This window comes from Psychrobacillus sp. AK 1817 (assembly GCF_008807035.1).
Lineage (GTDB): Bacteria > Bacillota > Bacilli > Bacillales_A > Planococcaceae > Psychrobacillus > Psychrobacillus faecigallinarum.
Window position 1 is genome coordinate 2562590 of record NZ_CP031739.1, and the last position, 24614, is coordinate 2587203.

General features: G+C 37.9%; 22 protein-coding genes, 1 pseudogene and 1 riboswitch. Of the genes and pseudogenes, 13 read left to right on the forward strand and 10 right to left on the reverse strand.

Features of this window, described 5'->3' with window-relative positions; genetic code table 11:
- Window positions 1–43: 43 nt before the first annotated feature.
- Window positions 44–233: riboswitch (cobalamin riboswitch) on the reverse strand.
- 102 nt (window positions 234–335) lie between these two features.
- On the forward strand, window positions 336–1568 hold the full coding sequence (locus D0S48_RS12735; protein WP_191963800.1) for an MFS transporter: 1233 nt from the start codon (window positions 336–338) through the stop codon (window positions 1566–1568).
- Window positions 1569–1775: 207 nt separating this feature from the next.
- On the opposite strand, the gene D0S48_RS12740 is transcribed toward D0S48_RS12735, so the two are convergent.
- Window positions 1776–2678 carry an AraC family transcriptional regulator gene (locus D0S48_RS12740; RefSeq protein WP_151111981.1) on the reverse strand — a complete coding sequence of 301 codons (903 nt, stop codon included), beginning with the start codon at window positions 2676–2678 and terminating at the stop codon, window positions 1776–1778.
- 93 nt (window positions 2679–2771) lie between these two features.
- Between D0S48_RS12740 and D0S48_RS12745 the strand changes: the two genes are divergently transcribed.
- Window positions 2772–3581: a serine hydrolase gene (locus D0S48_RS12745; protein WP_191697366.1), complete on the forward strand. Its 810-nt coding sequence runs from the start codon at window positions 2772–2774 to the stop codon at window positions 3579–3581.
- 104 nt (window positions 3582–3685) lie between these two features.
- Here the strand turns inward: D0S48_RS12745 and D0S48_RS12750 are convergent.
- A pseudogene (locus tag D0S48_RS12750) lies at window positions 3686–5315 on the reverse strand (FAD-binding dehydrogenase).
- 157 nt (window positions 5316–5472) lie between these two features.
- On the opposite strand from D0S48_RS12750, the gene D0S48_RS12755 reads away from it, so the two are divergent.
- The 3 genes from D0S48_RS12755 to D0S48_RS12765 all read left to right on the forward strand — a co-directional run bounded on the left by D0S48_RS12755 (window position 5473) and on the right by D0S48_RS12765 (window position 8841).
- Window positions 5473–6426, forward strand: coding sequence for a TRM11 family SAM-dependent methyltransferase (locus D0S48_RS12755; RefSeq protein ID WP_151111984.1), 954 nt, complete (start codon window positions 5473–5475; stop codon window positions 6424–6426).
- Between the two features lie 25 nt (window positions 6427–6451).
- Entirely contained in the window at window positions 6452–7096 is a 645-nt protein-coding gene (locus D0S48_RS12760) for a LytTR family DNA-binding domain-containing protein (RefSeq protein ID WP_144540100.1), read from the forward strand.
- A gap of 227 nt (window positions 7097–7323) precedes the next feature.
- Window positions 7324–8841 carry a succinyl-CoA:acetate CoA-transferase ScpC gene (locus tag D0S48_RS12765; protein ID WP_151111986.1) on the forward strand — a complete coding sequence of 506 codons (1518 nt, stop codon included), beginning with the start codon at window positions 7324–7326 and terminating at the stop codon, window positions 8839–8841.
- Between the two features lie 431 nt (window positions 8842–9272).
- Here the strand turns inward: D0S48_RS12765 and D0S48_RS12770 are convergent, their stop codons facing one another.
- A complete protein-coding gene (locus tag D0S48_RS12770) occupies window positions 9273–10169 on the reverse strand; it encodes a YitT family protein (protein ID WP_370455703.1) in 897 nt (298 codons plus the stop codon).
- Between the two features lie 314 nt (window positions 10170–10483).
- Here D0S48_RS12770 and adh point away from each other — a divergent pair, with 314 nt between their 5' ends.
- The 3 genes from adh (at window position 10484) to nfsA (ending at window position 13327) form a co-directional block, all read left to right on the forward strand.
- A complete protein-coding gene (adh, locus tag D0S48_RS12775; protein WP_144540096.1) occupies window positions 10484–12004 on the forward strand; it encodes an aldehyde dehydrogenase in 1521 nt (506 codons plus the stop codon).
- Window positions 12005–12030: 26 nt separating this feature from the next.
- Window positions 12031–12393 carry a DUF779 domain-containing protein gene (locus tag D0S48_RS12780; protein WP_144540310.1) on the forward strand — a complete coding sequence of 121 codons (363 nt, stop codon included), beginning with the start codon at window positions 12031–12033 and terminating at the stop codon, window positions 12391–12393.
- A 202-nt stretch (window positions 12394–12595) separates the two neighbouring features.
- Window positions 12596–13327 carry an oxygen-insensitive NADPH nitroreductase gene (nfsA, locus tag D0S48_RS12785; protein ID WP_151111988.1) on the forward strand — a complete coding sequence of 244 codons (732 nt, stop codon included), beginning with the start codon at window positions 12596–12598 and terminating at the stop codon, window positions 13325–13327.
- Window positions 13328–13379: 52 nt separating this feature from the next.
- Here the strand turns inward: nfsA and D0S48_RS12790 are convergent, their stop codons facing one another.
- The 6 genes from D0S48_RS12790 to D0S48_RS12815 form a co-directional block, all read right to left on the reverse strand.
- Window positions 13380–14462: a CAP domain-containing protein gene (locus D0S48_RS12790; RefSeq protein WP_151113817.1), complete on the reverse strand. Its 1083-nt coding sequence runs from the start codon at window positions 14460–14462 to the stop codon at window positions 13380–13382.
- 17 nt (window positions 14463–14479) lie between these two features.
- Entirely contained in the window at window positions 14480–15016 is a 537-nt protein-coding gene (locus tag D0S48_RS12795; RefSeq protein ID WP_151111990.1) for a superoxide dismutase family protein, read from the reverse strand.
- A gap of 194 nt (window positions 15017–15210) precedes the next feature.
- Complete coding sequence (locus tag D0S48_RS12800; RefSeq protein ID WP_151111992.1) at window positions 15211–16386, reverse strand: MFS transporter; 1176 nt, start codon at window positions 16384–16386, stop codon at window positions 15211–15213.
- A 6-nt stretch (window positions 16387–16392) separates the two neighbouring features.
- Window positions 16393–16797: a MarR family winged helix-turn-helix transcriptional regulator gene (locus tag D0S48_RS12805; protein ID WP_144540086.1), complete on the reverse strand. Its 405-nt coding sequence runs from the start codon at window positions 16795–16797 to the stop codon at window positions 16393–16395.
- Between the two features lie 155 nt (window positions 16798–16952).
- Window positions 16953–17387 carry a collagen-like protein gene (locus D0S48_RS12810; protein WP_144540084.1) on the reverse strand — a complete coding sequence of 145 codons (435 nt, stop codon included), beginning with the start codon at window positions 17385–17387 and terminating at the stop codon, window positions 16953–16955.
- A 63-nt stretch (window positions 17388–17450) separates the two neighbouring features.
- Complete coding sequence (locus D0S48_RS12815) at window positions 17451–18623, reverse strand: alanyl-tRNA editing protein (RefSeq protein ID WP_151111994.1); 1173 nt, start codon at window positions 18621–18623, stop codon at window positions 17451–17453.
- Window positions 18624–18825: 202 nt separating this feature from the next.
- On the opposite strand from D0S48_RS12815, the gene D0S48_RS12820 reads away from it, so the two are divergent.
- From D0S48_RS12820 to D0S48_RS12835, 4 genes are all read left to right on the forward strand, one after another.
- Window positions 18826–19269: an ASCH domain-containing protein gene (locus tag D0S48_RS12820; RefSeq protein WP_151111996.1), complete on the forward strand. Its 444-nt coding sequence runs from the start codon at window positions 18826–18828 to the stop codon at window positions 19267–19269.
- A gap of 13 nt (window positions 19270–19282) precedes the next feature.
- Complete coding sequence (locus tag D0S48_RS12825; protein ID WP_151111998.1) at window positions 19283–19936, forward strand: glyoxalase; 654 nt, start codon at window positions 19283–19285, stop codon at window positions 19934–19936.
- A gap of 268 nt (window positions 19937–20204) precedes the next feature.
- Complete coding sequence (locus D0S48_RS12830) at window positions 20205–22826, forward strand: cation-translocating P-type ATPase (protein ID WP_151112000.1); 2622 nt, start codon at window positions 20205–20207, stop codon at window positions 22824–22826.
- A 23-nt stretch (window positions 22827–22849) separates the two neighbouring features.
- Window positions 22850–23869, forward strand: coding sequence for a serine hydrolase domain-containing protein (locus tag D0S48_RS12835; protein WP_151112002.1), 1020 nt, complete (start codon window positions 22850–22852; stop codon window positions 23867–23869).
- Window positions 23870–23872: 3 nt separating this feature from the next.
- On the opposite strand, the gene D0S48_RS12840 is transcribed toward D0S48_RS12835, so the two are convergent.
- Entirely contained in the window at window positions 23873–24055 is a 183-nt protein-coding gene (locus D0S48_RS12840; RefSeq protein WP_144540072.1) for a hypothetical protein, read from the reverse strand.
- 96 nt (window positions 24056–24151) lie between these two features.
- Between D0S48_RS12840 and D0S48_RS12845 the strand changes: the two genes are divergently transcribed.
- Entirely contained in the window at window positions 24152–24445 is a 294-nt protein-coding gene (locus D0S48_RS12845; RefSeq protein ID WP_151112004.1) for a DUF6509 family protein, read from the forward strand.
- Window positions 24446–24614: the final 169 nt, after the last annotated feature.

A 24614-nucleotide genomic window follows, 5' to 3' on the forward strand; every position in this document is an offset into this window, starting at 1 on the left:
TTGTACATAGCTGCACTTAACACCCCCTATCCGCGTAGGCTTGTGGTGTGTACTTGAAATAGGCAGGTCTCCTGGCTCATGTTCATCGCTCTTCTTTCCTTCCCGTAGTAACCTTACAGTGGTTTATAAAGAATCGCTCCCATTTACAGTTGCGGGACAGCGTCGGTCTTTCACCGAACTTCCCTTTTAAGTTCTCTTGCTAACAAAAGAACACCTAAATCTACACATTATTTAATTGTTCTTTCACTATAACATAAAGAAAGGTATTCATTATAGCAAATTTGGATAAGCGGCCGATGGTTTCCCTTTTTATAATCAATAGAGAGGTGAGGGAAATGATTAGAATGAAAGATTCGTATCGGCTGTATATTCATATTTGCTTTCTATCGCAATTATTTTTTACTTATATATTTACAGTCAATCTGTTGTACCAAGTAAGCGTTGTTAAGCTGGATCCGTTGCAGCTTGTTTTAGTGGGAACTGTGTTAGAGCTAACCGTATTTCTTTTTGAAATTCCAACAGGCGTCATATCTGACTTAAAAAGCCGGAAGCTGTCCATTATTATTGGTTATTTTTTGATAGGGACGGGTTTTTTATTGGAGGGTTTGTTTCCTTATTTTATAACGGTTTTATTGGCCCAGGTGGCATGGGGGATAGGCTATACCTTTACAAGCGGATCACAGCAAGCTTGGATTGCAGATGAAATAGGAGAAGAGAAGGCCTCTTTAGCATATATGAGGGGAGCTAAGGCTGGAAATTTGGGTCAATTAATTGCCATTCCGTTAAGTATTTTAACCGGTTACTACATGATTAATCTTCCTATTATTATGGGAGGCGTATGTATGATAGGCTTGGCTATTTTTCTTATAATTTTTATGAAAGAGAATCATTTTAAACCAATAAAAATAACTGAAAGAATTAATACATTGGAGACAATGAAAGAGAGTTTAGGGAAAATCATTCATTATTCAAAAGCAAGCTTTATCCTGCGAATGCTATTTCTAATTGCTCTGTTTATAGGTTTTTATAGCGAGGGCTTTGATCGTTTGTGGCTTACCCATCTACTGGAGATGGCTAGAATAACCAGTTTGCCAAATGAACAGCTAGTGTTATTGACTGGTGGTATTCAGCTGGTGATAGTACTCGTGTCATTTGCAATACTTCACTTTCTAAATAAAAGTACAATTTATCAGGATCTGCGAACGATATATATCGGTCTTTTTATTGGTAGCTTCAGTATAGTGGTAGCATTAATCGGCTTTGCAGTTTCGAAGTATTTCATTGGCTTGTTTATTTGCTATGTCTTAATTCAAGTGAGTCGAAAAGTAATGTACCCATTGGAGGATATTTGGTTAAATAAAATCATTCCAGATTCCTCGACTCGAGCAACGTTTTTCTCAGTCAAAGGTCAAGTGGATGCCATTGGACAAATAAGTGGTGGGCCTGTTATTGGATATATTGCTACAACCTTTACCATTAGGACTGCCATCATTGTAAGTGCCGTAATTTTAAGTCCAGTCCTGTTTTTATATCACATACTTTTAAAGAAAGCTAAGGGTCGGGAATAACAATATAAAGACCAGCAGGTATATAAATTTTAGCTACCATGAACACAAAACTATGTTCATGGTCTTTTTGTATGGAGGAAGCCTGATGGAGTATTGATAACCAGTTCTATTTAGCAAATAGAAAGGAATTCTACATATGCTTGTTTGAGCTGGATCTTCCCCGGCTAAAAGCAACCGCCTAAATCGGAAAATAAACTTGTTCTATATTTATTGTTTCTCCTTAACCGGAAGGTATATCTCCATGTAGATTTTGTCGTACTCCCAATCATGGCAGTGTTCATCATAGTATTCAAAATCATAGCTATCTTCATCTACTTCATAATGAGAGTCTGGTAGCCAGTCCTCTAAAATATATTGCCAAGTTCCCTTGATAGAGGAAACAAATTTCTCTTTTGGAACCATGGGTGTTTTAAATACCGCATATGTAGAAGCTTTGACATGAAACTTAAGAATTCCCTCTGGTATCGTAGTTCCCTCGTCAAAATTTACCGCAAATAAATACGTGAAATGATCTTCTAGCTCAGGTCCACTTAGATTAAAGCAGTACTCACCATGCTTTTTAGGGGACAGGAGATGATATAGAGTGGTCTCAATAGATTCTTCGGAAGATATTCTTTGATCCCAAAAGGCAGGAGCATCTCTTGTATAGGCTATATTCTGTAAGCGTGTTTCAAACGTTTTTCCTGCGACTGTAAAAGAAGGCATAGAAAGAATCTTAGGCTGAAGAACTATTCCTCCTGTTTTCTTTTGTAGAAGACTTTCCAAACATAGCCTTTGTGGTAATGAAATGGGACAGTGCATCTTATATAGGCTTGGGGGACTCCCGAAGCAGCGCTTAAATGATTTAGTAAAGCCGGCATGTGTTTCAAATCCATACTCATATGCTATATCAATAATCCTTTTTCCCTTTACCAAATCTACCAAAGCATATTGTAGCTTCCTTTTTTGTACATAATCCATCGGTGTATAACCAATAGTTTGATGAAAAATACGAGAAAAATGAAAGGGAGAATAACCGATAAGCTTTGATAGGGTATCAGTACTTATATCTTCCTTAATATGATCATCTATATAGTCAATTACCTTTTGTAATAGTAATAGTTGCGTCATGTAAAATACTCTCCATAAAATTTAAATTTTCAAAAAATATAATATATAATAGTCTATAATAAAAGATAGAGATTGACTAGAGGGGGATGGATAGTGGAGGAGCTTATTAGTAAGGTTCAAAAGTTGATTAAACCTTCCAAGGGAACTTGGGGAATTGTATTAGAGGATTTAAATTCAGGAGATAAGTGGGAATACAATGAACAAGAGCTGTTTTACGCAGCGAGTGTGATTAAGGTACCAATAATGGTTGCAGTTTTTCGAGCGGTGGAACGTCTTGAACTATCATTATCTGATTGGATAATACTGGATAAGGATGAGTGTGTGGGGGGCTCTGGAGTTCTTCAGCATTTAACTCCAGGTACTTCACTATCACTATCAGATATCATGCTTCTGATGATTATTCAAAGCGACAATACAGCAACGAATCTTTTAATAGATTTAGTTGGAGTAGAAAATATTCAACAGACGATGAAAGAAGCTGGTATGGAACATAGTACATTTTATAACAAGCTTATGTTGAGTAAGCCAAATCCACATGGCACAAATCGTATTGCTGCAAAAGATGTTGGTATCTTGCTGACTAAAATGGCTCAAGGAGAGATTGTTAGTGAACAAGCAAGCAAGCAGATGATAGAAATCATGAAAAAACAACAGATGAGAGATTGTTTACCAGAGAAGCTTCCTTCTCCATACTCTAACTTTGATAATGGGATGCCTGCTTGGGAATTGGCAAATAAAGGAGGTTGGATACCGGGTACTCGACATGATGTGGGAATATTTTTTGTAGGAGATAGAAAATTAGTTGCAACCGTGCTTTCGGAGAAGGAGGATGACGTTCTCGCCAAAAGGATTCTTTCTCAAATAGGCTATGAAATATATCAGTACTTGTGTAAAGAAGAATAGAGAATAACTATTCCTTCGTGTGTATATTAATATTCTTAAAAGAAAAAGAAACTGTATAAAAGGAAAAAACTTTGACTGAATAATGGTCAAAGTTTTTTATATGTTCATTCGGATAGTTCTTTGGCTAAAGCTCTCCCTGTTTCTCTTCCTGTGAAAAGACAGCCTCCTAAAAAGGTTCCCTCCAAAGAACGATATCCATGCATTCCTCCGCCACCAAAGCCTGTGACCTCACCAGCGGCATAGAGGCCAGGAACAGGGTATCCTTCTGAATTTAGGACACGACCGCTTAAATCTGTTTGGAGACCACCTAATGTTTTTCGGGTTAGAATATTCAAACGAACAGCAATCAAGGGACCATTTTTACTGTCCAATATTTTATGAGGAGCTGCTACACGAATAAGCCTGTCTCCAATGTAATGACGAGATCCTCTTAAGGCAGTGATTTGAAGATCCTTTGTAAACTTATTATCCATCTCCTGGTCACGAGCTATAATCTGCTTTTCTATATTTTCGTAATTTAACAAGCTATTGCCGGTAATTTTATTCATTCCTTCGACGAGTTCTTTTAAATTTGAAGCGACGACAAAGTCTTCTCCCTTATCCATGAAAGCTTTAACTGGAGCAGTCGGGCCAGGTAAAATACGTTTTAGCACTTGTGTGATGCTTTTTTTAGTAAGGTCAGGATTTTGCTCTGAGCCAGATAATGCAAATTCTTTTTCAATTATTTTTTCTGTGAGGATAAACCAAGAGTAATCATATCCAGTATCTTGAATGGCCTTTAATGTACCTAATGTATCGAAGCCAGGGAAGTTTGGCGCGGGAAAGCGATTGCCCTCTGCATCCAACCAAATGGATGAGGGACCAGGCAGGATACGGATTCCGTGTTCCTTCCATATTGGATTCCAATTCTTAATACCTTCAGTGTAGTGCCACATTCGATCCTTATTGACCAAACGACCACCGGCTTTTTCTGCAATTTCCATCATTCGGCCGTCTACATACTCTGGAACACCTGAAATCATGTTAAGAGGAGGGGGTCCAAGGCGTTTCGGCCAATTTTGACGAACTAGGTCATGGTTAGCTCCAATACCTCCACTTGTAACTACCACGGCTTTAGAAAAGAACTCAAACTGATCAATCACTTCTCTTGAACTGGCTTGTCCTCTTTCTACGTTACTTGCCACTAAAATAGATCCGCCTACACCAGTCACTCCATTATTATTAGTAAGTAGACTATCTACTCGATGACGTGGCTTATAAGTAACTAACCCCTCTGACATTGCTTCTCGCACACGTTTTTCAAAAGGAGAGACGATGCCGGGACCAGTGCCCCAAACAATATGGAACCGAGGAACTGAATTGCCATGCCCATCCGACTACCGGAAAGAATCGAACCCCTTTTTCATGCAACCAGGCCCTTTTTTCTTCATGGGCAAAACGTACATAAGCCTCTGCCCATTTTTTTGCCCAGTATTCTTCCTCATTATCGCCATCAAACCCTGCCGTTCCTAACCAGTCCTGCCAAGCAAGCTCATAGGAATCCTTAATGCCCATTCTTCTTTGCTCAGGTGAGTCTACAAGAAAGAGCCCTCCAAATGACCACCAGGCTTGTCCGCCTAGAGAGCTTTCTGGTTCTTGGTCTAATAGCAAAACCCGCTTCCCAGCATCGGTTAGTTCGGTCGTGGCAACCAGCCCAGCTAATCCTGCTCCAACCACAATTACATCAAAATTCATTCTCCTATCCCCTTTTTAAAAAATATACAAATAGTTCTGAAAATAATTAACCTAATACTATTATACTTCCTTTTTATGCTAATTAACTATCGGGTTATGATAACAGACTTTGAAAAGTGACCCATGTTATAATGGAAATATTATTGGAGGTAATACGTTGAAAAATTCAAACGAGTATCCGTCATTTATTTATACATTTGCATACAACGATGCAGAACGCTCTCTTTGTCATCTAGAGATGCGCTCTTTTTTTGGATATGATACAGAAAAGAAAATACTGAGAAGTGATATAAGGATAGATCCTAGTCGAAGCCCTTTTATGAAGGGAAGAATCGACATATTAGCAGAGGGAGATACTATAGAAGAAATTATTACTACTGCCCATCTATTTGGTAAAGAGGGGGAGACAAACAAGGTGGTCTTTCTCAAGATAAATGATAGGCAAGGAGACGATAAGATTCAAAACAATGAGCGTCTTCAAATTGAACGAGCTATTGGCTCTGAAATGATGGGGGATTTTGATCTTCATAATCCAGATCAACTGTTTGCTGTTGTTCCCTATGAAAAGCGCTGGTATTTTGGGACATATAAAAAAAGTGAGCCCATCTGGTTTAATCATATAAAAAAACCGAGAGAATATTCTACTGCACTTAGTACGAGAGTAGCGAGAGCTGTAGCTAATATTGCTGTTCCTCATCCAGCTAGTATTCGAGCAATCGATCCTTGCTGTGGTATTGGAACGGTGCTGGTAGAGGCTCGGTCTATGGGAATTGATATTGTAGGAAGAGATATTAACCCGCTAGTTTGTATAGGCTCAAGAGAAAATCTAGAATACTTTGGATTAACAGGCGATGTGAAAAAGGGTGCGATTCAAGATATTGAGGAAACCTATGACGTTGCAATCATCGATTTACCATATAATCTATATACTCATGCTTCATGGGAAGAACAATTGACCATATTAACGCACGCGAAAAGAATTGCTAAGCGGGTAGTGATTGTGACGATTGAATCTATGGACGATCGATTAAAATCAATTGGACTTCATATAAAGGATCGTTGTACTACAACAAAACAACAGTTTGAGCGAGAAATTTTAGTTTGTGAGTGAAAAGTATTAGAAAGGGGAGGAAAGGATGCAAGAGCTCTCTCTAGGTGGACTTTTAGATGTAGTTGGTCAATTATTTTCTGATGAGATATCGATAGCCGTCTCGGATAAAGAAAAATACATATACTATAGACCAAGCACACGCATAGACTTAAAGATAAAACCAGGTGACCCTATAAAAGAAGGAACACTAGCGTATAAAGCGTTGCATAGTAACCAAAAGGTCTCTGAGTTTATCAATCGAGAAATGTTTGGCGTTCCTTATCATGGAATGGCTGTACCCTTGCAGCATAATGGTGAGGTGGAGGGAACTGTATTAGCCATCTATCCTGCTTTAACTGATGGGAAATCCGTTATCACCATCAAAACGCTAGATGGTTGGATGCCTGTCCCTTTTTCAGATGTTATCTATTTGGAAGCAAGAGATCGAAAGACACATATCGTGACGAAAGATTTTACTGGCACCCATGCAGGTTCTTTACAGGACTTTGAATACAGACTGCCAAGAGAGTCCTTTATTCGCTGCCACCGCTCTTTTATCGTCAATGTTCATCAGATTAAAGAAATATACCCAGATACTCATTCAACCTTTGTATTAGCTATGCATACGGGAGAGAAGGTATCTGTCAGTCAATCATACTCTAGCTATTTTAGGAAATTATTAGGGTTTTAAATTACAAAGCTTGGATAAGGGGATAATCTCTTTTTATTCAAGCTTTTTTTATTTGTTCCTTTTTCTGAGACGGTCAAATATGAATTTTTAAAAAAATTTTTTCTGTTTTAGTCATTGTTTTTTCTGTTTTATCCGCTTTAAAAGTGTCTTCGACTGTTTTTATCAAATTTGTGACGATACACGATAAAATAATTAGACAAGGCAACGAACGAGGGGGATGTGTCTGTATGTTAAAAAATCTTAATCGTGTAAAAAATTCAAAACTACACGACTTAATAGTAAGCGCAGAAGAAGCTGCTTCCTGGATCCAAGATGGAATGACATTGGGTTTAAGTGGATTTACACGTGCGGGTGATGCTAAGGCGGTTCCATTAGCATTAGTAGAGAGAGCGAAAAAAGAAACATTTAAAGTGAATATTTTTACGGGGGCCTCTGTAGGTTCTGATATAGATAAGCTTCTATCAGAAGCAGGAATCATCAACAAACGTTTACCATTCCAGGCGGATGCAACTATGAGAAAGCACATTAATGCAGGTGATCATCTATTTGTTGATCAGCACTTGTCTCATACATCCGAATTAATTCGTAATGGAGTTTTACCGACAGTCGACTTCGCTATTGTGGAAGCGGTTTCAATTACTGAGGATGGGATGATTATACCAACTACTTCAGTAGGTAATTCTGCGACCTTCGTTACCCATGCAAATAATATTGTTATTGAAATAAACGTAGCACAACTAGAAGAATTTGAAGGCTTACATGATGTTTACGAACCGGCACCACAAGGAGAGAATAGAAAGCCAATTCCTGTAAGCTCTGTAGATGAACGTATTGGAACAATCGGTATTCCTTTTGATGCTTCTAAGGTTAAGGGGATAGTTTTTACTAAGTATACGGACTCTCCGTCTACAATTGTTCCTCCTGATGAGGAAACAAAGGAAATGGCAGACCATTTACTAGCTTTCCTTCGTGAGGAAGTAAAAGCTGGAAGATTAACAGAAAAGCTAGCGCCTATTCAAGCAGGTATAGGCTCGGTAGCAAATGCGGTGTTACATGGAATGATTGATTCGGAGTTTAAGAACCTTGAAGTATACTCAGAAGTATTACAAGACTCTGTTTTTGATTTGATAGATGCGGGTAAGGTAGATTTTGCTTCTGGGTGCTCGATTACTCTATCAGATGAAAAGATGGAACAGGTATTTGGCAACTTCGATCAGTATCGTGACAAGCTAGTACTAAGACCACAGGAGATCACGAATCATCCTGAAGTAATTCGTCGTCTTGGTCTAATCTCGATTAATACAGCATTAGAGTTTGATATATATGGAAATGTTAACTCCACTCACGTTTGCGGAACAAAAATGATGAATGGTATTGGTGGTTCTGGAGATTTTGCACGAAACGCCAAGGTAGCTATTTTTGTAACAAAGTCTATTGCTAAAGGCGGTAATGTCTCTAGTATCGTTCCATTTGTTTCACATGTGGATCACACGGAGCATGATGTAGATGTAGTAGTGACAGAACAAGGCTATGCAGACCTACGTGGTTTAGCACCTCGTGAGCGAGCGTCATTAATCATTAATAATTGTGTGCACCCGATGTACAGAGATCAGCTAAGTAGTTATTTTGTGGAGGCGCTTTCTAGAGGCGGACAAACTCCACATGTATTGGAGAAGGCATTCTCTTTCCATACAAAGTTTGCAGAAACAGGAACTATGTTAGACAAAGAAGAATCATTAGCATAAGAGAGAACCCGTATCTATTGTTGGATACGGGTTTTAAATTTAAAGACAATGAGTGGTTATTTGTATCCATCCCATAAACATACATGAAAAGCATGAATGATAGATTGCTGATTTCCGCTTTCGCCGAACGCGTTCCGCGGGGTGATCGATAAGCCATCACCGTCGCATGCGCGCCGTATGTGATGGCTTATCTGTCTCACTCATCCTGCTGGAGTCGCCGCCTGTCGCTCCAATCACACATATGTAGCACCGGTTAAGGAGTCTGGACATAGAAGAAGGGCAATGGACAGACAAACGTCCTTAGATTATTGAAAAAGAGGGTATACGTGACTCAAGTCACGGATATCCTCTCAAGATTTCCTTAGTATTGATATTGATAAGTCTTTACTCAAGCATACCGAAACAATAAGAAATGTCTCTTTAGCTTTTCATTAATGAATATCTTTTTTCTTAAATCTACCGCCTTGAACCTCGGCGATGTTACCTACTGCTAAAAAGGCATGGGAATCTATCTCTTCCACAATAGATTTTAGCTTGGCCTCCTCTAATCGAGTGACAACGGTAAAGATTACCTTCTTACTGTCTCCTGTATAAGCGCCTTCTCCATGTAGATAGGTTACTCCACGGCCGAGACGGTCCATTACAGTGTCTCCAATATCCTCTACCTTTTCACTAATGATGAAGACGGACTTAGATTCATCCAAACCTTGTATAACTATATCAATCGTTTTAAATGCTACAAAGTAGGCTAAAAAAGAATACATAGCTTGCTCCCAATTGAAGACAAATCCTGCTATGGAGAATATCACAAGATTGATAATCATAATAATTTCCCCAACGGAAAAGGGTAGGGACTTATTAAATAAAATAGCTAGTATTTCGGAACCATCCAATGATCCTCCGTTACGTATAACTAATCCTACACCAACACCAAGAACGATGCCTCCAAATACTGTAGATAACAGTAAATCCTTTGTAAAGGGATCGATATGATGCAAATAAGAGGTGCAGAGAGACAGTATAATAATACCGAAAAGGGTAGAAAGGGCAAAGGTTTTCCCGATTTGTTTGTAGCCTAGGAAAAAGAATGGGATGTTTAATATGAAGATAAAAATTCCTAATCTAACTCCTGTTAAGTGTGAAATGATGATAGAAACTCCTACAACTCCACCATCGAGAATTTGATTGGGGACTAAGAAAAGTTCTAGGCCGACCGCCATCAAGATAGCTCCAATAGCTATCATAATCATTCGTCCAGCAACAACTTTTTTGGGGGTTCTTCTGTGGGGCACTTTTAACTTTGCTAGCTCAATCGCTACTTCACTCAATTTAATCTCCTCTTTTCTAAAAAAATAGCCATTCTTCTATTTTATAAAAAAATTCAAACAATTAAAAGAGTAATCCAATATATTAATAAAATAATCTAAAAAATACTATTTAACACTATCGTTATCTAAATAGTTTAAAAATTTATTAAAGTCTGTTAATATAACTTTAGGTTAGCTTTAATAGAAGGAAGGGAGTTCAATAAACCTATCTTTTCAGAAAGCTCGTGTGATAAAAAACATATTTTGTAAGCGCATACATAATTATTTTTTTGCATACTATTTAAATGCGCTAATAAAAAAGGGAGGAATATAAGTTGGTTTATGCATTTCCAAATACAGATGGGGCAAAGGTTTCCTTTAAGGACAAGTATGAAAATTATATTAACGGAGAGTGGACGCCACCAGTAAACGGACAGTACTTTGAGAATGTTACCCCGGTGACAGGGAAAGTGTTTACCCAAGTTGCGCGCTCCACTGCGGAAGATATTGAATTGGCATTAGATGCTGCTCATGCTGCTAAGGATGCATGGGGTATGACCTCAGTCACAGAACGCTCGAACATTTTAAACAAAATTGCGAACCGTTTAGAAGAGAACTTAGAGATGCTGGCTGTTGCAGAAACATGGGACAATGGTAAAGCTGTAAGAGAAACGTTAAATGCAGATTTACCTTTAGCTATTGACCATTTCCGATACTTCGCAGGTGTAATAAGAGCACAAGAAGGCAAGTTGAGTCAAATTGACAACGATACGGTTGCTTATCATTTCCATGAGCCACTTGGTGTAGTTGGACAAATTATCCCTTGGAACTTTCCAATTCTAATGGCTGTATGGAAGCTTGCTCCTGCATTAGCGGCAGGTAACTGCGTGGTGCTAAAACCAGCAGAGCAAACGCCAGTATCTATAATGGTGCTAATGGAGTTAATTGAGGACTTAATTCCTCCGGGAGTAGTAAATATCGTAAACGGATTTGGCTTAGAGGCAGGTAAACCTTTAGCGTCTAGTCCTAGAATCAGTAAGATTGCTTTTACTGGTGAAACTACTACTGGTCGTTTAATCATGCAGTATGCTTCTCAAAATCTTATTCCAGTAACTTTAGAGCTTGGAGGTAAATCACCAAATATCTTCTTTGAGGACATAATGGATGAAGATGATGCATTTTTAGATAAAGCGATAGAAGGTTTTGTATTGTTTGCCCTTAACCAAGGCGAGGTATGTACATGTCCTTCTAGGGTGCTTATTCAAGAGTCTATTTACGATAAATTTATGGAGAGGGTACTAGCCCGAGTGGAATCTATTAATATAGGGAATCCTCTTGATCCGAATGTAATGATGGGAGCCCAGGCTTCTACAGAACAAATGGAAAAAATCCTGTCCTATTTAGATATTGGAAAACAAGAGGGTGCAGAATGCTTAATCGGTGGAGAACGTAATACATTAGAGGGTGATTTGGCAGAAGGATATTACATCAAGCCAACTGTCTTCAAAGGTCATAACAAAATGCGTATATTCCAGGAAGAGATTTTTGGACCAGTGGTATCCGTTACCACTTTTAAAACGAAAGAAGAGGCATTGGAAATAGCAAATGACACCTTATATGGCTTAGGGTCTGGAATATGGACACGCAATATGAATATTGCGTATCGCTTTGGACGTGCCATTCAAGCAGGGCGCGTATGGACAAATTGCTATCATCAGTATCCTGCTCATGCGGCTTTCGGTGGCTATAAAATGTCTGGAATAGGACGAGAAAACCACTTGATGATGCTCAGTCATTATCAACAAACAAAAAATCTATTAGTGAGCTATAGTGAAAACAAATTAGGGTTCTTTTAAGCAAAAATAAGAGAGGGTGCGTGTATATCGTTGAACGAGTTATCGCAACAGCTACTGCACTAGAGTTAATTGAATTATTGAAAAGTAAGCACGGTCCATTGATGTTTCATCAATCAGGAGGATGTTGTGATGGTTCCTCTCCTATGTGTTATCCAAATGGAGAGCTAATTGTAGGAGATCAGGACACACTCCTTGGATATATCGGCGATGTACCATTTTATATGCATAAAAATCAGTTTGACTACTGGCAGCACACACAACTCATCATAGATGTGGTAGAAGGAAGAGGAGGAATGTTTTCACTCGAAGGGGTGGAGGGCAAACGTTTCTTAACAAGGTCTAGGGCATTTACCTCTGAAGAAAACAGTCAGCTTAGTAGTAGAAAATAATAATAGTAAGCACAGAAATGGATATCCCTCTTTCTGTGCTTATTTTATTTGATTTACTAAATAGGTGAGCTCTTACTCTCTCCATTTTATTTGAGTTAAGACGCTTAAGCTATCTTTTCAATGCTATAGTTTGCTTTGTTTCATTCCTAAATTAAATTAAGCTATACTAAAATTACAACACACAAAGAAAGAAGGAAATCAGATGGTGAAAGAACTGTTACGAGCTCATGCTTCCGTAAGAAAATATAAGGACTACCAGCTATCAAGAGAAGAAGTTGCAGAGCTTATAGAAACAGCACAGCATGCAGCAAGCTCTCACTTTGTACAAGCCTATAGTGTTATATGGGTCTCGGATGAGGGGAAAAGAGAAGAGCTAGGTAGACTATCCAAAAATCCTACACAATTTAGCACTGCGGGAGCAGCTCTATTAATGTGTGCAGACTTTAATCGATTGCAAGCTGCAGGGGAAATACAAGAGAAGGAAATAACGATCGATACTACTGAAAACGTGTTAGTAGGAACGGTAGACGTTGCATTGTTCGCTCAAAATCTTGTTATTGCAGCCGAAGACAAGGGCTATGGGATTTGTTATATTGGTGGGGTTAGAAATGCCCCTGATGAAATAAGCACTATGTTTAATCTGCCAGAGGGAGTATTCCCACTTTTTGCAATCACCTTAGGGGTGCCAGATCAACATAACGAGGTAAAGCCAAGATTACCAGTAGAGGCTATTTTACATGAAAATGATTATAATTCTGATAAGTACGCTGAACTTTTAAAAGTATATGATGAAACGATGAAGGAATATTACTTGAGCCGTGGGTCAAATCAAAAAGTATCTACTTGGACAAGTCAAATGGCGGATTTCTTAGAAAGCCCTCGGAGACCTCATATGAAGAAATTTTTAGCGAGCAAAGGATTTAACTTAAAATGAGTATTAAAAGAAGAGGATCTCGAAATTAGTCGAGATCCTCTTTCATTGCTTTTTATTTTGTAAAAAAGTTTTCCGTGTAGTAGGGGGTAGCTGTATCATTAAATGCAGTACCTACTCCTAGGTTCCTATAGTTCGGGCTTAAAATATTTTTGCGATGACCAAGTGAGTTCATTAGTCCTTCATGTGCAAAGATGCTGCTGCTTTGTCCATATGCTAAATTCTCACCAGCATAGGTAAAGCTAAGACCGTCCTGCTCCATTCGTTCAAAGGGGGTCAGACCCTGTAAGTTATCATGACTAAAATAATTATGAATAGCCATATCTTCACTATGCTTTCGTGCCGTATCACTTACTGATTCATCGTATGTAAGGATAGGTAAACCTCGAATGGCACGTGCTGCATTTGTTAAATCGAAAAGCTGATATTCAAATCCTTTTTTGAGTTCCTCAGAAGGTTCACCAAAGGTTGCTTTATGATTTTTTTCTACAGATTCATCTACAATTTGAATCGCTGTGATCGCACTGCTCTCATGTATATCATAAAAAAATGTAATATAGCTGTTATTTATCAAAAACAGATCATACTCACCAGAGTCTGGCAGGAGGTAGACAATGTTACCTTTTTTCAAACGTTTAATAGGCTCACCTAAAGCTGCAACTACTTGATCTCTGTTGCTATCCATAGTCAATCCTAAAAACATAGAATTAGAAGGTTGATTGGTGAACATAGCATTTACTTTATTTTGTGAGTCATATGAGATCATCATAAAGTTTTGGTAGTTTTCATGATGAGTATGCCAAACTAAGCCATATTCGTTTAAGCTGACTCTTTGGGCCTTACCGTATATCGTTTCAATCTCACTTTTTTTCATACCCATCTTAATCTTATCTAGCTCAATGCCTGTATCAGAAAGAGGGATGTTTGTTTCAGTTGGTGATGATGTAGGATTAGATTTCATCTCTTGCCAGTATGCCTTTGCCTCATTAAGATACTGACCAACCTCCATAGAATCTATCCATTCATCTACAGGCTGAAGAAAAGAGAGATCAACATATTCAGTTGTATATTCTTCCCACAACGGTCTTGAGAAGAAAATGGCTACTAACAAAAGAAGAAACCAGCCTACTTTTCTCACGCGTTTCACACTCCAACTTATTTCTTAATTTCTCCACATACGATTCTTTTGCCAGAATTCCCTGCAGGGTCGGTTTTATAATCATCAGCACTTTCATGAATAACAATAGCACTACCATCAGCGTCTAACAAAGAATTACTTTTCCCTTGCGTTAATACTACTGCAGGTGAGATTGTCTCTAATTCTATAGTTCCATCCTTATCTACCTCAATATTTGGCAAATCCCCTGCATGGTATCCTTTTGGATTTTGAAAACCATGTTCTTTTCCAGTGGGGTTAAAATGGCTTCCCGCTGATTCAAATGTTGGTTTCTCACAGCTGGCGGTCTCATGAAAATGGATGGCCTTTACTCCAGGAGTAAGCCCCTCTGCTTTTAACAAGATATGGGTACCCTTGGAGGTTTCTGAAAGGGTGGCAGTTCCTACTTGTTTACCTTCTGTATTAATCAATGAAACATCAACCTTTTCATTTAGGTTGGCATCAACTGAAGAAAAGCTACATCCAGCTAATAAAACACTAGTTAGTACTATAGTGCCTACAATATGTTTATACACTTATGCCCCTCCTAATTTTATAATTATAATTCCACATAAGTCTTACCAAATATAGGGTTTATATACATCTATTTAAATTAAAAGCACAATGCAGTTGTTTATTCTGCATTGTGCTTTGTATTTAGAATATTGGATTCGATTCTTAGTATAGTTATATAGTAAAGGAATGCATGTCCAAATGAAGTAAAACAAGTTTATTTATAAAGGTTAGCTCTCAATTGTTTCATTCGCATTAAGAATACAATCAATGTCAAAACAACGATACCGCTAGATAATAGATAGAGACCTTGGTAACCCAGCTTAGATGCGACAATGCCGAGGACAAAAGATCCTATAGCGATGCCCGTATCAAACAATGTAAAGAAGGTAGCAGTTGCATATCCGCTCCGTTCATGAGTAGTAGATTGAATAGCTAGCGTTTGGAAGCTAGGCACAACCGCTCCGTATCCTAGACCAATAAAAGCACCAGATAATAAAAATGTAAAAGGACTATCCATATATGCCAATAAAATTAGTCCAAACATAAAGGATATTAATCCAGGTATTATTATGTATCTAGGCCCTTTTTCGTCAAAAATTCTTCCGGTGAACGGTCGAGTAACAAGCATCACGATAGCAAATATGGCAAAGAAGCTACTTGTTAGATGCAGTACACCTTTTTGCTGTGAGTAAATAGATAAATAAGAAAGAATACTTGCATATGAAAAAGCAATCAAGCTACCGATTAATGCTATTGGTAAAGATCTTTTCTCAAATAAATCATTTAGTGTCATTCTTGTTTTTACAGGTGGTACTGCTGGCTGTTTTTCTGCTGGAATAGATAATGCTGATAAAGCACCAATCAGTAGAAGTACACTCATCGCAATGAAGAATATATTATAGGAGAAATATTGTACAATCGTTAGTGCTATGAAAGGGCCAACTACTACCGCTAAGTTAGTAGACATAGTAAAGTACCCTAAACCTGCACCGCGTCTAGATGGTGGAATATTATCTGCTGCCAGAGAGCCACTTGCAGTTGTGGCGATACTAAACCAGATACCTTGTACAAATCGTAAAGCAAGTAAGATAGTAAAGGGCTCAATGAAGTAATACAACACTGTACATATCAAGTATAAAATTAAGCTAATCCAGAGCATTTTTCTCTTGCCAGCTATATCTAAAAGCTTACCGGTAAATGGACGCATAATGATTGCAGATAGTAAAAAGATGGTCATTAGTAAGCCAGCCTCTTCATCCGAACGCTCTAATACATCTGTAGCGTAAAGAGGAAGGACGGTTACTAAGCCATAGAAAATGATAAATATGGAGAAGTTTGTACTGAACAAACTGATAAAAGGTTTGGTCCATATTGGTTCCTTGTTACTCAAAAAACATTACTCCTTATTAATTTTTTTTAGCAATCCCATAAAAAGCTCTTGCTCTTCTTTAGAAAGGGCAGAAAGCATTTCGTTTTCAAAAGCATTCATGGAGCTTTCGATATTAGGGAATTCCTGTAGAGCTTTAGTTGAGAGCCTAACTATTTTTTCGCGACGATCTTTTCCAGTCTTTATGTCTAACCAGCCTAAAGTGGCTAATCGATTGACTGTGCGAGTAATAGTAGGTGCTTCTACATTTAAATACTTCCAAATTTGAGTCAATGTCATCTCGGTATGTTTATAAACACAGTTTAAGACCGACCATTGGGAGGAATAAAGACTATAATCCTTTAGCGTTTTGTTACTTTCATAGGATAAAAAACGAGTCTTTTGAAAAAGCTCATGAATAAGTGGATTTGTCATCTTAATGACTCCTTATCTGGAAATATATTTAACTAGCTAAGTTTTTATTTTAATTCTTACGACGAAATTTGTAAAGTGAATTAGAAGAAAATGACATTATTTTAATCTATACACTTTTAATAGCATTAGAAAAAGCCGAGAAAACTCGGCTTCTTTTAAAAACATTGAAAGGATGTAATTCTTCCAAGATCAGTTCCGTAGAAGGTCCAGCGAAAACCGTTCCAGCGGAAACCAGATACAGAGTTTCTTCCCACATACGTTGGGAAAATCCAAAAGCTTCTACCGTTGTTCAACCAAATATACGTGTTGCGAAATAGGCAGCTTCTTATAGCACCAGGGTCAACTGCAAAAACGCCTACATCCTGTCTTTGTTGGGGAACAAACGAGGGAGGAGGGCTAGTTGGAGCACCTCCTTGAGTATTTTGCCCAGGAGGTCTACCGGGGCTCCCTTGACCGCCAGGAGGTCTATTAGGGAAACCTGGAATACCTGGAATCCCAGGCATCCCAGGGAAGCCTGGAATGCCCTGCCCGCCAGGTGGTCCTCCGGGTCCTCCCGGAAATCCACCTGGAAAATTAAATTGATTTGTCAAATTAAAGCCCTCCTTCTACTTAGTCAAATTAGTATATGTATGAAGGAGTTAATTGGCACGGTATTACCTAATATGGGTTAAAGCGTTGTTTAAAAGGTCAGCACTAGAAAGTAATGCCTCTCCACCGCCCTGAGCAATCATTTCGTTGCCACCACCTTTGCCATTTATAGGAAGTATTATTTGCTGAATCCATAATTTCATATTTTCTTCTCTGTTTTTCCCCTTGGCAACCACGACTTGAAGCTTTTCATCATTATGTGATACAAAAATACACAATGAGTTAGGTGACTCCTCCACAAGGAAGCGAGCTAGCTTTTGAAGATCCTGGATAGTTCTATTTTCGAAGGTGACACCTATAACTTCATTATTAGACTCATTTAATAAATCTTTCGCTTCATATTGAAGGAGTTCGTTGTTTAATTCAGTTATTTGTTTTTCTAGTGATTTATTTGTGAATAGGATGCTATTTGCTGCGTCCTCCAGTTTTTCCTCAGGTGTGCTAAGAGTGCTAATCAGATTGAGCAGGATGGAATGCTTACGATGAAACTGAGTTATAACCCTTTGTCCACAAACAAATTCTACACGAACTTGGCGCTTTTGTTTCTCAGTTTGTAGAATTTTGATCGAGCTCACTTGTCCGGTAGTAGAGGGATGGATCCCCCCGCAAGCATTGTAATCATAATCAGGGATAATGACTAATCGAATATCTTCCTTTACACTTGTCGCCTTACGTAAATTATATTGAGCTAGCTCCTCCTCCGTAACCCACTTTGTCTCAATAGGACGGTTTTCTAGGATAATTTGATTGGCTAAATCCTCTACTTCTTGTAATTGCTCAGCAGAAATCTCGGGTACATCTAAATCTATAGTGACACTTTCTTTGCCTAGGTGGAAGCTTACTGTTTGCAGCTGGAAAAGCTCGGCGAACGCTGCAGATAATATGTGTTGACCAGCATGCTGCTGCATATGGTCGAAACGTCTTGACCATTCAATCTTTCCTTCAATTTTTGTAATATCCGGATCTAGCGGTTCGGCAAGAAAATGTCTGATTTCATCATTTACCACTTCTACATTGATCACTGAAATACCGTTTAATCTACCTAAATCACATGGCTGCCCACCACCTGTAGGATAGAAAGCTGTTTCTGAAATAACCACATATTCCGGTTCTTGTTTTACGATATTGGCAGTAAAGGTAGTTAGATAAGGATCTTCGTAATATAATTTTTTAGTCATTTCATTAGCTCCCTTGTTTTATGAGGATAGTTCTTCCTCTAATACTGTATATATCCGCTTCTTTTTAAAATCCTTCATTTTTCATATTCAAATGGTTAATTTATGTATTTTAAAGAGAACGGGCAAAAATATCAATAGTAATTTTAAAAATCCTTCCCTATACTAAAATTAACGAAATATTAAATAAAAGAGGTATGCAAAAATGAATATAGCATCAAGAGAATATTGGAACTTTTTTTGGAAAGACAATGAGGAAGAGCCAGAAGTATCTGCTTGGCAATTTGGAGATGATGCTGATACATTAGCAAGACTTGTAGTAGACAAAGTGAAATCTGCTACCTGTTCGGCACATATACTATATGAGATTGAAAAGGAGCCACTTCCAAAGGTCGGTGATTATAGTATTATCTTAAATGCAAGGGATGAACCGGTGTGTATTATAAGAACTTCTGATGTCAGTATTGAACCGATGAATAAGGTTTCAAAGGAGTTTGCCTACGCAGAGGGTGAAGGTGACAGAAGTTATGATTATTGGAAAAAAACGCACATAAATTTTTTTACTGATGAATTAAACAAAATAGGCTTAAAGTTTGAAGAAGATCTATTGTTAGTTTGTGAGCGCTTTGAATTAGTAGACGTTAAATAAGAGGGGTGCGAGGATGTTTAAAATAGTAACAATGTATACAAACAGGTTACAGGAACTGCGCGGCTTTTACGAAAATGTATTAGAGTTCCAAATTACCGAAGCAGGAGACCATTATTTTCAAATGGATATTGGTGAGTCTAAGCTTGTTTTTAAAGAATCAGAACACGCTTCGCTATATCATTTTGCCATTAACATTCCAGGCAACCAATATACACTTGCTAAGCTATGGGCAAAAGAAAGAGTATTGCTAAATAGAGAGGATGGGTTGGAAGACATTTATTATGCTCGGTTTGATGCAGACGCATTTTACTTTGAGGACCCGGCAGGGAATGTGATTGAGTTTATCGCTAGAAGACATGTGGATAAATGGAGTGATTTCACCATTGAATCTTTACTAAATGTAAGTGAAGTAAGTATAACGACACCTTTTGTAAAAGAGGTCGGCGAACAGCTTCAAGCGTTAGGTATTTCTGTATCCGGCCATGTCAGCATTGAGCCGGAGGAACTGAATTTCTTAGGCAGAAAGGATACATTTATATTATTAGTTCCCCCAAAGCGCAGATGGTATTTCTCTAAAAGAATGAGCGTTACATCCCCAATAAGCATCCAGCTAACTAATGGCAAAAGCATTACTGTCCTAGAAACTGGAGAATTATCGGAGGAATAATATAAGCGACTGATAACACTTCTGTGTGTTACAGTCGCTTTTTCTTAATATATTCAAGGGTCGTTTTAGAGGAAAATAGATTTAATATTTCTTCATCAAAAGATCTATGAGTTCTTTATTTAGACCCTGCAATTACTCCTCTTTATATTCTATTGTCACAAATAAAACATTTAAAATTCTAAAGCATTCTAAAAATTCTGCTATAACTATTATTTTTTACATTATAATGTATTTATTAAGGTAAGATATCCTTAAAGAGGAGGAGAGAATATCCATGTGGTATAAAAAATCTTCTGAAGAGATAGCAAAAGAGTTGCAAGTGAATGTACAAGGTGGACTAACAACCGAGGAAGCCAGGCAAAGGTTAGAAAAAAATGGTCCAAATCGATTGGCAACTGTTAAAAGGAAGTCATGGCCAGAAAGAATTTTTGCCCAAATTAATAATGTGCTTATTTATGTTCTTATTATTGCTGCATTTGTATCTGCTTTTGTAGGAGAAATAACTGACGCCATTATTATTGGGATAGTAGTTATTATCAATGCCATTGTTGGAGTCATACAAGAGTCAAAAGCAGAGGAAGCATTGGAAGCGCTAAAAAATATGTCCACTCCGAGAGCGGTAGTGAAAAGAGATGGTCAAACTAAAGAGATTGACTCCATTGAAGTAGTCTCTGGGGATATAGTGGTGGTAGGAGCAGGATCGTATATACCGTGTGATATCCGATTAATTGAATCCGCTAATCTTAAGGTAGAGGAAGCGGCATTAACTGGAGAATCTGTTCCAGTGGAAAAAGATGCATATACGACACTTAATGTGGAGGAAAAGACTATTCCGCTGGGAGACCAAAAGAATATGTTATTCATGTCTACACTTGTCACTGCAGGTAGGGGAACAGGTGTGGTAGTAGGAACAGGTATGAATACACAAATTGGTAAAATAGCAGGGATGTTACATACAGGCGATGAACAGACTCCATTACAAAAAAGCTTAGCACAGGTAGGTAAGTATCTAGGTTTTGCAGCAATAGGTATTTCCTTACTTATCTTTTTAATCGGCATGATTCAAGGAAGAGATTTACTAGAAATGTTCATGATCGCAATCAGTCTTGCAGTTGCAGCAATTCCAGAGGGGATGCCTGCAATTGTTTCAATTGTGTTGGCAATTGGCGTGCAAAGAATGATTAAACAAAATGTAATCATTCGTAAACTCCCAGCCGTTGAGGCCTTGGGGTCTGTTAACGTTATTTGTTCTGACAAAACAGGTACGCTTACACAAAACAAAATGACTGTAACTAAATTTTTCTTGAATGGAGAGATTCAAGAGATAGCAGATTTAGGGCGAGCTGGTGCTGGACATGAGCATTTAATGAAAATTTTTGTTTTATGTAATGATGCTACTTATACAAAGGATGCAGAAACAGGAGATCCAACAGAAATTGCGTTAATTGTAGCAGGAGTAAATCATGGATTAGAAAAAACACTGTTAGAGGCTGAGCTTCAAAGAGTTGCGGAAATTCCATTTGATTCTGAACGCAAGCTAATGACAACGATCCATAAATCTGAAGATGGCTACTATTATATGACAAAAGGGGCAATTGATCGCTTACTTGGTCGTTGTAATAGAATCTGGATGAATGGAGAAGTTAAAACATTAACAGAGGCGGATAAAAAAAGTATTTTAAATGCCTCCCATTCTATGTCTAGCTCTGCACTTCGAGTGCTGGCAGCAGCATACAAGTTGGAAAATGATGTTGCTGTTGAACAGGCAGAAAAGGACCTGATTTTCGTAGGGTTCGTAGGTATGATTGATCCTCCAAGGTTAGAGGTAAAGGACTCAATTGCTCTTTGTAAAAGTGCAGGTATTCGCACAGTAATGATTACGGGAGATCATAAAGACACAGCATTTGCTATTGCAAAGGATCTTGGAATAGCTTCATCAGATTCTGAGGTCATGGAAGGAATAGAGTTAGACTCCTTAGAGCAAGAGAAACTAATAGAGACATGTAAGAAGATTAATGTATTTGCACGAGTTTCTCCAGAACATAAGGTTAAAATTGTGCAAGCGATGAAGGCAGCAGGTAACACTGTTTCGATGACGGGTGATGGAGTGAATGATGCACCATCCTTAAAAGAGGCCGATATAGGAGTGGCTATGGGGATTACTGGAACGGATGTTGCAAAAGGTGCCTCAGACATGGTACTAACGGACGACAATTTTGCCTCCATTGTTAAGGCAGTTGAAGAAGGACGAAATATTTATAAAAATATTAAAAAGTCCATTATTTTCTTATTGTCCTGTAATTTAGGGGAAATTATTGCATTGTTTTTTGCAATTATTGCCGGCTGGCCGACACCACTACGTTCTATCCATATTTTATGGGTAAACTTAGTAACGGATACTTTCCCAGCTCTAGCTCTTGGTATGGATCCTGAGGAACCAGGAGTGATGAAGGAAAAGCCAAGACCTAAAAAGGAACAATTATTTCGCGGGATGCTTCCGTTCTTATTATTGAACGGACTTTTAATAGGTATTATTACTTTAGCAGCCTTCTTAATTGGTCTAAAAGGAGTCACAAGTAATGTCTCGGAGGAATTGCTTACACATGCTCAAACCATGGCATTTATCACTTTAAGCTTTTCTCAGCTTATTCATTCTTTTAACTTTCGTTCTATGAACCAATCCGTTTTTAAAGCAGGATTATTTAAAAACAAACTGTTAGTCTATTCCACACTGTTAGGTGTGGCACTGCAGGTGGTCATTGTTTCTGTTGGGCCTATCTCTGAATTATTTAGTGTACAGTCGTTACAAGCTAGAGATTGGTTAATTGTTATTGGACTAAGCCTACTTCCTTTAGTCTTAAATGAAGTAGTGAAGATTGTTAAAAAATAGAAGATTCATATGGGGGAAATAAAATGAAGAACTCAATAGATCAACAAATTATCTTAGCTCAAAGAGAGTCTCAGTTTTCAGGGAGTATTTTCGTAAAACAAGGGAAGTCTACACTAGCAGAATGTAGTTTTGGTTATGCCAATCGTTCGGAGGAATTGTCTAACATAGCAGACACTAGATATGGTATTGCTTCAGGCTGTAAGATTTTTACTGCAGTAGCTGTTAGTCAGTTAGTAGAGGCAGGGAAATTGTATTTTGACCAAAAGTTAAAGGATTGCTTGTCTTATAATTTCCCTTATTTTGATGAATCAATAACTATTCATCATCTGCTAACACATACTTCTGGAATACCAGACTATTTTGATGAAGAAATTATGGAAGACTTTGAGGAACTATGGATAGAGAAGCCGATGTATCATATGCGTAAGCTGGAGGATTTCTTACCATTTTTTCAGGAAGGGAAGATGAAATTCAACCCAGGAGAAAGATTTCATTACAATAACGCAGGATATATTTTACTTGGATTAATAATAGAACAGGCTTCAGGATTGTCCTTTCAACAATATATAGAAAAAAATATATTTGAAAAAGCAGGAATGAAAAGCTCAGGGTATTTTGCAATGGATGCACTACCTAAAAATACAGCCTTAGGCTATATAGACAAAGCAGATGGGACATGGAAAACGAATATATATTCTATACCTGTCCAAGGGGGCGCAGATGGCGGAGCATTTATCACAGCAGCGGATATGGTTCTTTTCTGGGAGGCCCTTTTAGATAATACATTTTTAAGTGAGGAAACCACATCTGCCTTGCTTTATCCACATGTACAGGAACAAGATGATGATTACTACGGATACGGAGTATGGATAAAGAAAAGTGGGAACAATATTAAAAAGTATCATGTGATGGGATATGACCCTGGTGTTAGCTTTCATTCAGCCTACTATCCAGCTCAACAAATTAAACTTGCAGTCTGCTCCAATAAGTCTAAGGGTGCTTTTGCTATGCTGAAAGTGATTGAGCAAACACAAGAGCTTTAATCCTTATTTACGATTCTTTCGCTCCTCACGTTGTTTACGTAACAGCGTAAATGCTAGATAGAGCATCGATATTCCTAAAAGAAACGATAAGATAGAATAGACGATATTATTAAGTCCATCCCCAAACACCAATAGGAGAAGAAAGACGGGAACAAGAATATAAATTATTTTTTCTGGATTAAGCATGGTGATTCTCCTTCTCTATTTTAATCTCTCTATTATAGCTAACTAAATAAGAAAATGCTCTGTAAAAATGATAAACTATAGACGGAGGTGGACTTTTTGAATATAACATCTTATGAGGTTGAAAAGATAAAGGATCCAACAGGAATTATTGCAGGTGACCGATATGAATTTTTACTAGGCTTTGAGGTTCCGGAGGACGACGAATTATTTGATGAGGCAAGCTCATTAGACTTACGAGTTATTTTAGCTGTTTTAGATACGGAGTCAAAGATTGTACAATATCATTTCCTTGATCGTAAAGATGGAAAAGTATTAGATTACGGTTTAGAGGAAAGTGAAGAGTCAGTTGTGCTTGCTTTTTGTGTAGAACATTATAGCGAAGCAGAATAAAAAGTGAGGTCGTAAGAAGAAAATCTTACGACCTTTTTATTTTTATAGTTGAAGTAATTTCGTAAATGGCACTTTCCCAATTGTAATAGCATGCGGGTGACAGTTTTATTTGTCCGTATAAACACCAATTATGAAATTTATTCAATTGAAGGACTATTTTTGTAACGCC

Coding starts and splice junctions, on each gene's coding strand:
- D0S48_RS12825 (WP_151111998.1), top strand. CDS start 19,283: ATGTTTAAAATAGTAACAATGTATACAAACAGGTTACAGGAACTGCGC.
- D0S48_RS12740 (WP_151111981.1), bottom strand. CDS start 2,678: ATGACGCAACTATTACTATTACAAAAGGTAATTGACTATATAGATGAT.
- D0S48_RS12735 (WP_191963800.1), top strand. CDS start 336: ATGATTAGAATGAAAGATTCGTATCGGCTGTATATTCATATTTGCTTT.
- D0S48_RS12835 (WP_151112002.1), top strand. CDS start 22,850: ATGAAGAACTCAATAGATCAACAAATTATCTTAGCTCAAAGAGAGTCT.
- nfsA (WP_151111988.1), top strand. CDS start 12,596: ATGGTGAAAGAACTGTTACGAGCTCATGCTTCCGTAAGAAAATATAAG.
- D0S48_RS12840 (WP_144540072.1), bottom strand. CDS start 24,055: ATGCTTAATCCAGAAAAAATAATTTATATTCTTGTTCCCGTCTTTCTT.
- D0S48_RS12760 (WP_144540100.1), top strand. CDS start 6,452: ATGCAAGAGCTCTCTCTAGGTGGACTTTTAGATGTAGTTGGTCAATTA.
- D0S48_RS12765 (WP_151111986.1), top strand. CDS start 7,324: ATGTTAAAAAATCTTAATCGTGTAAAAAATTCAAAACTACACGACTTA.
- D0S48_RS12815 (WP_151111994.1), bottom strand. CDS start 18,623: ATGACTAAAAAATTATATTACGAAGATCCTTATCTAACTACCTTTACT.
- D0S48_RS12820 (WP_151111996.1), top strand. CDS start 18,826: ATGAATATAGCATCAAGAGAATATTGGAACTTTTTTTGGAAAGACAAT.
- D0S48_RS12805 (WP_144540086.1), bottom strand. CDS start 16,797: ATGACAAATCCACTTATTCATGAGCTTTTTCAAAAGACTCGTTTTTTA.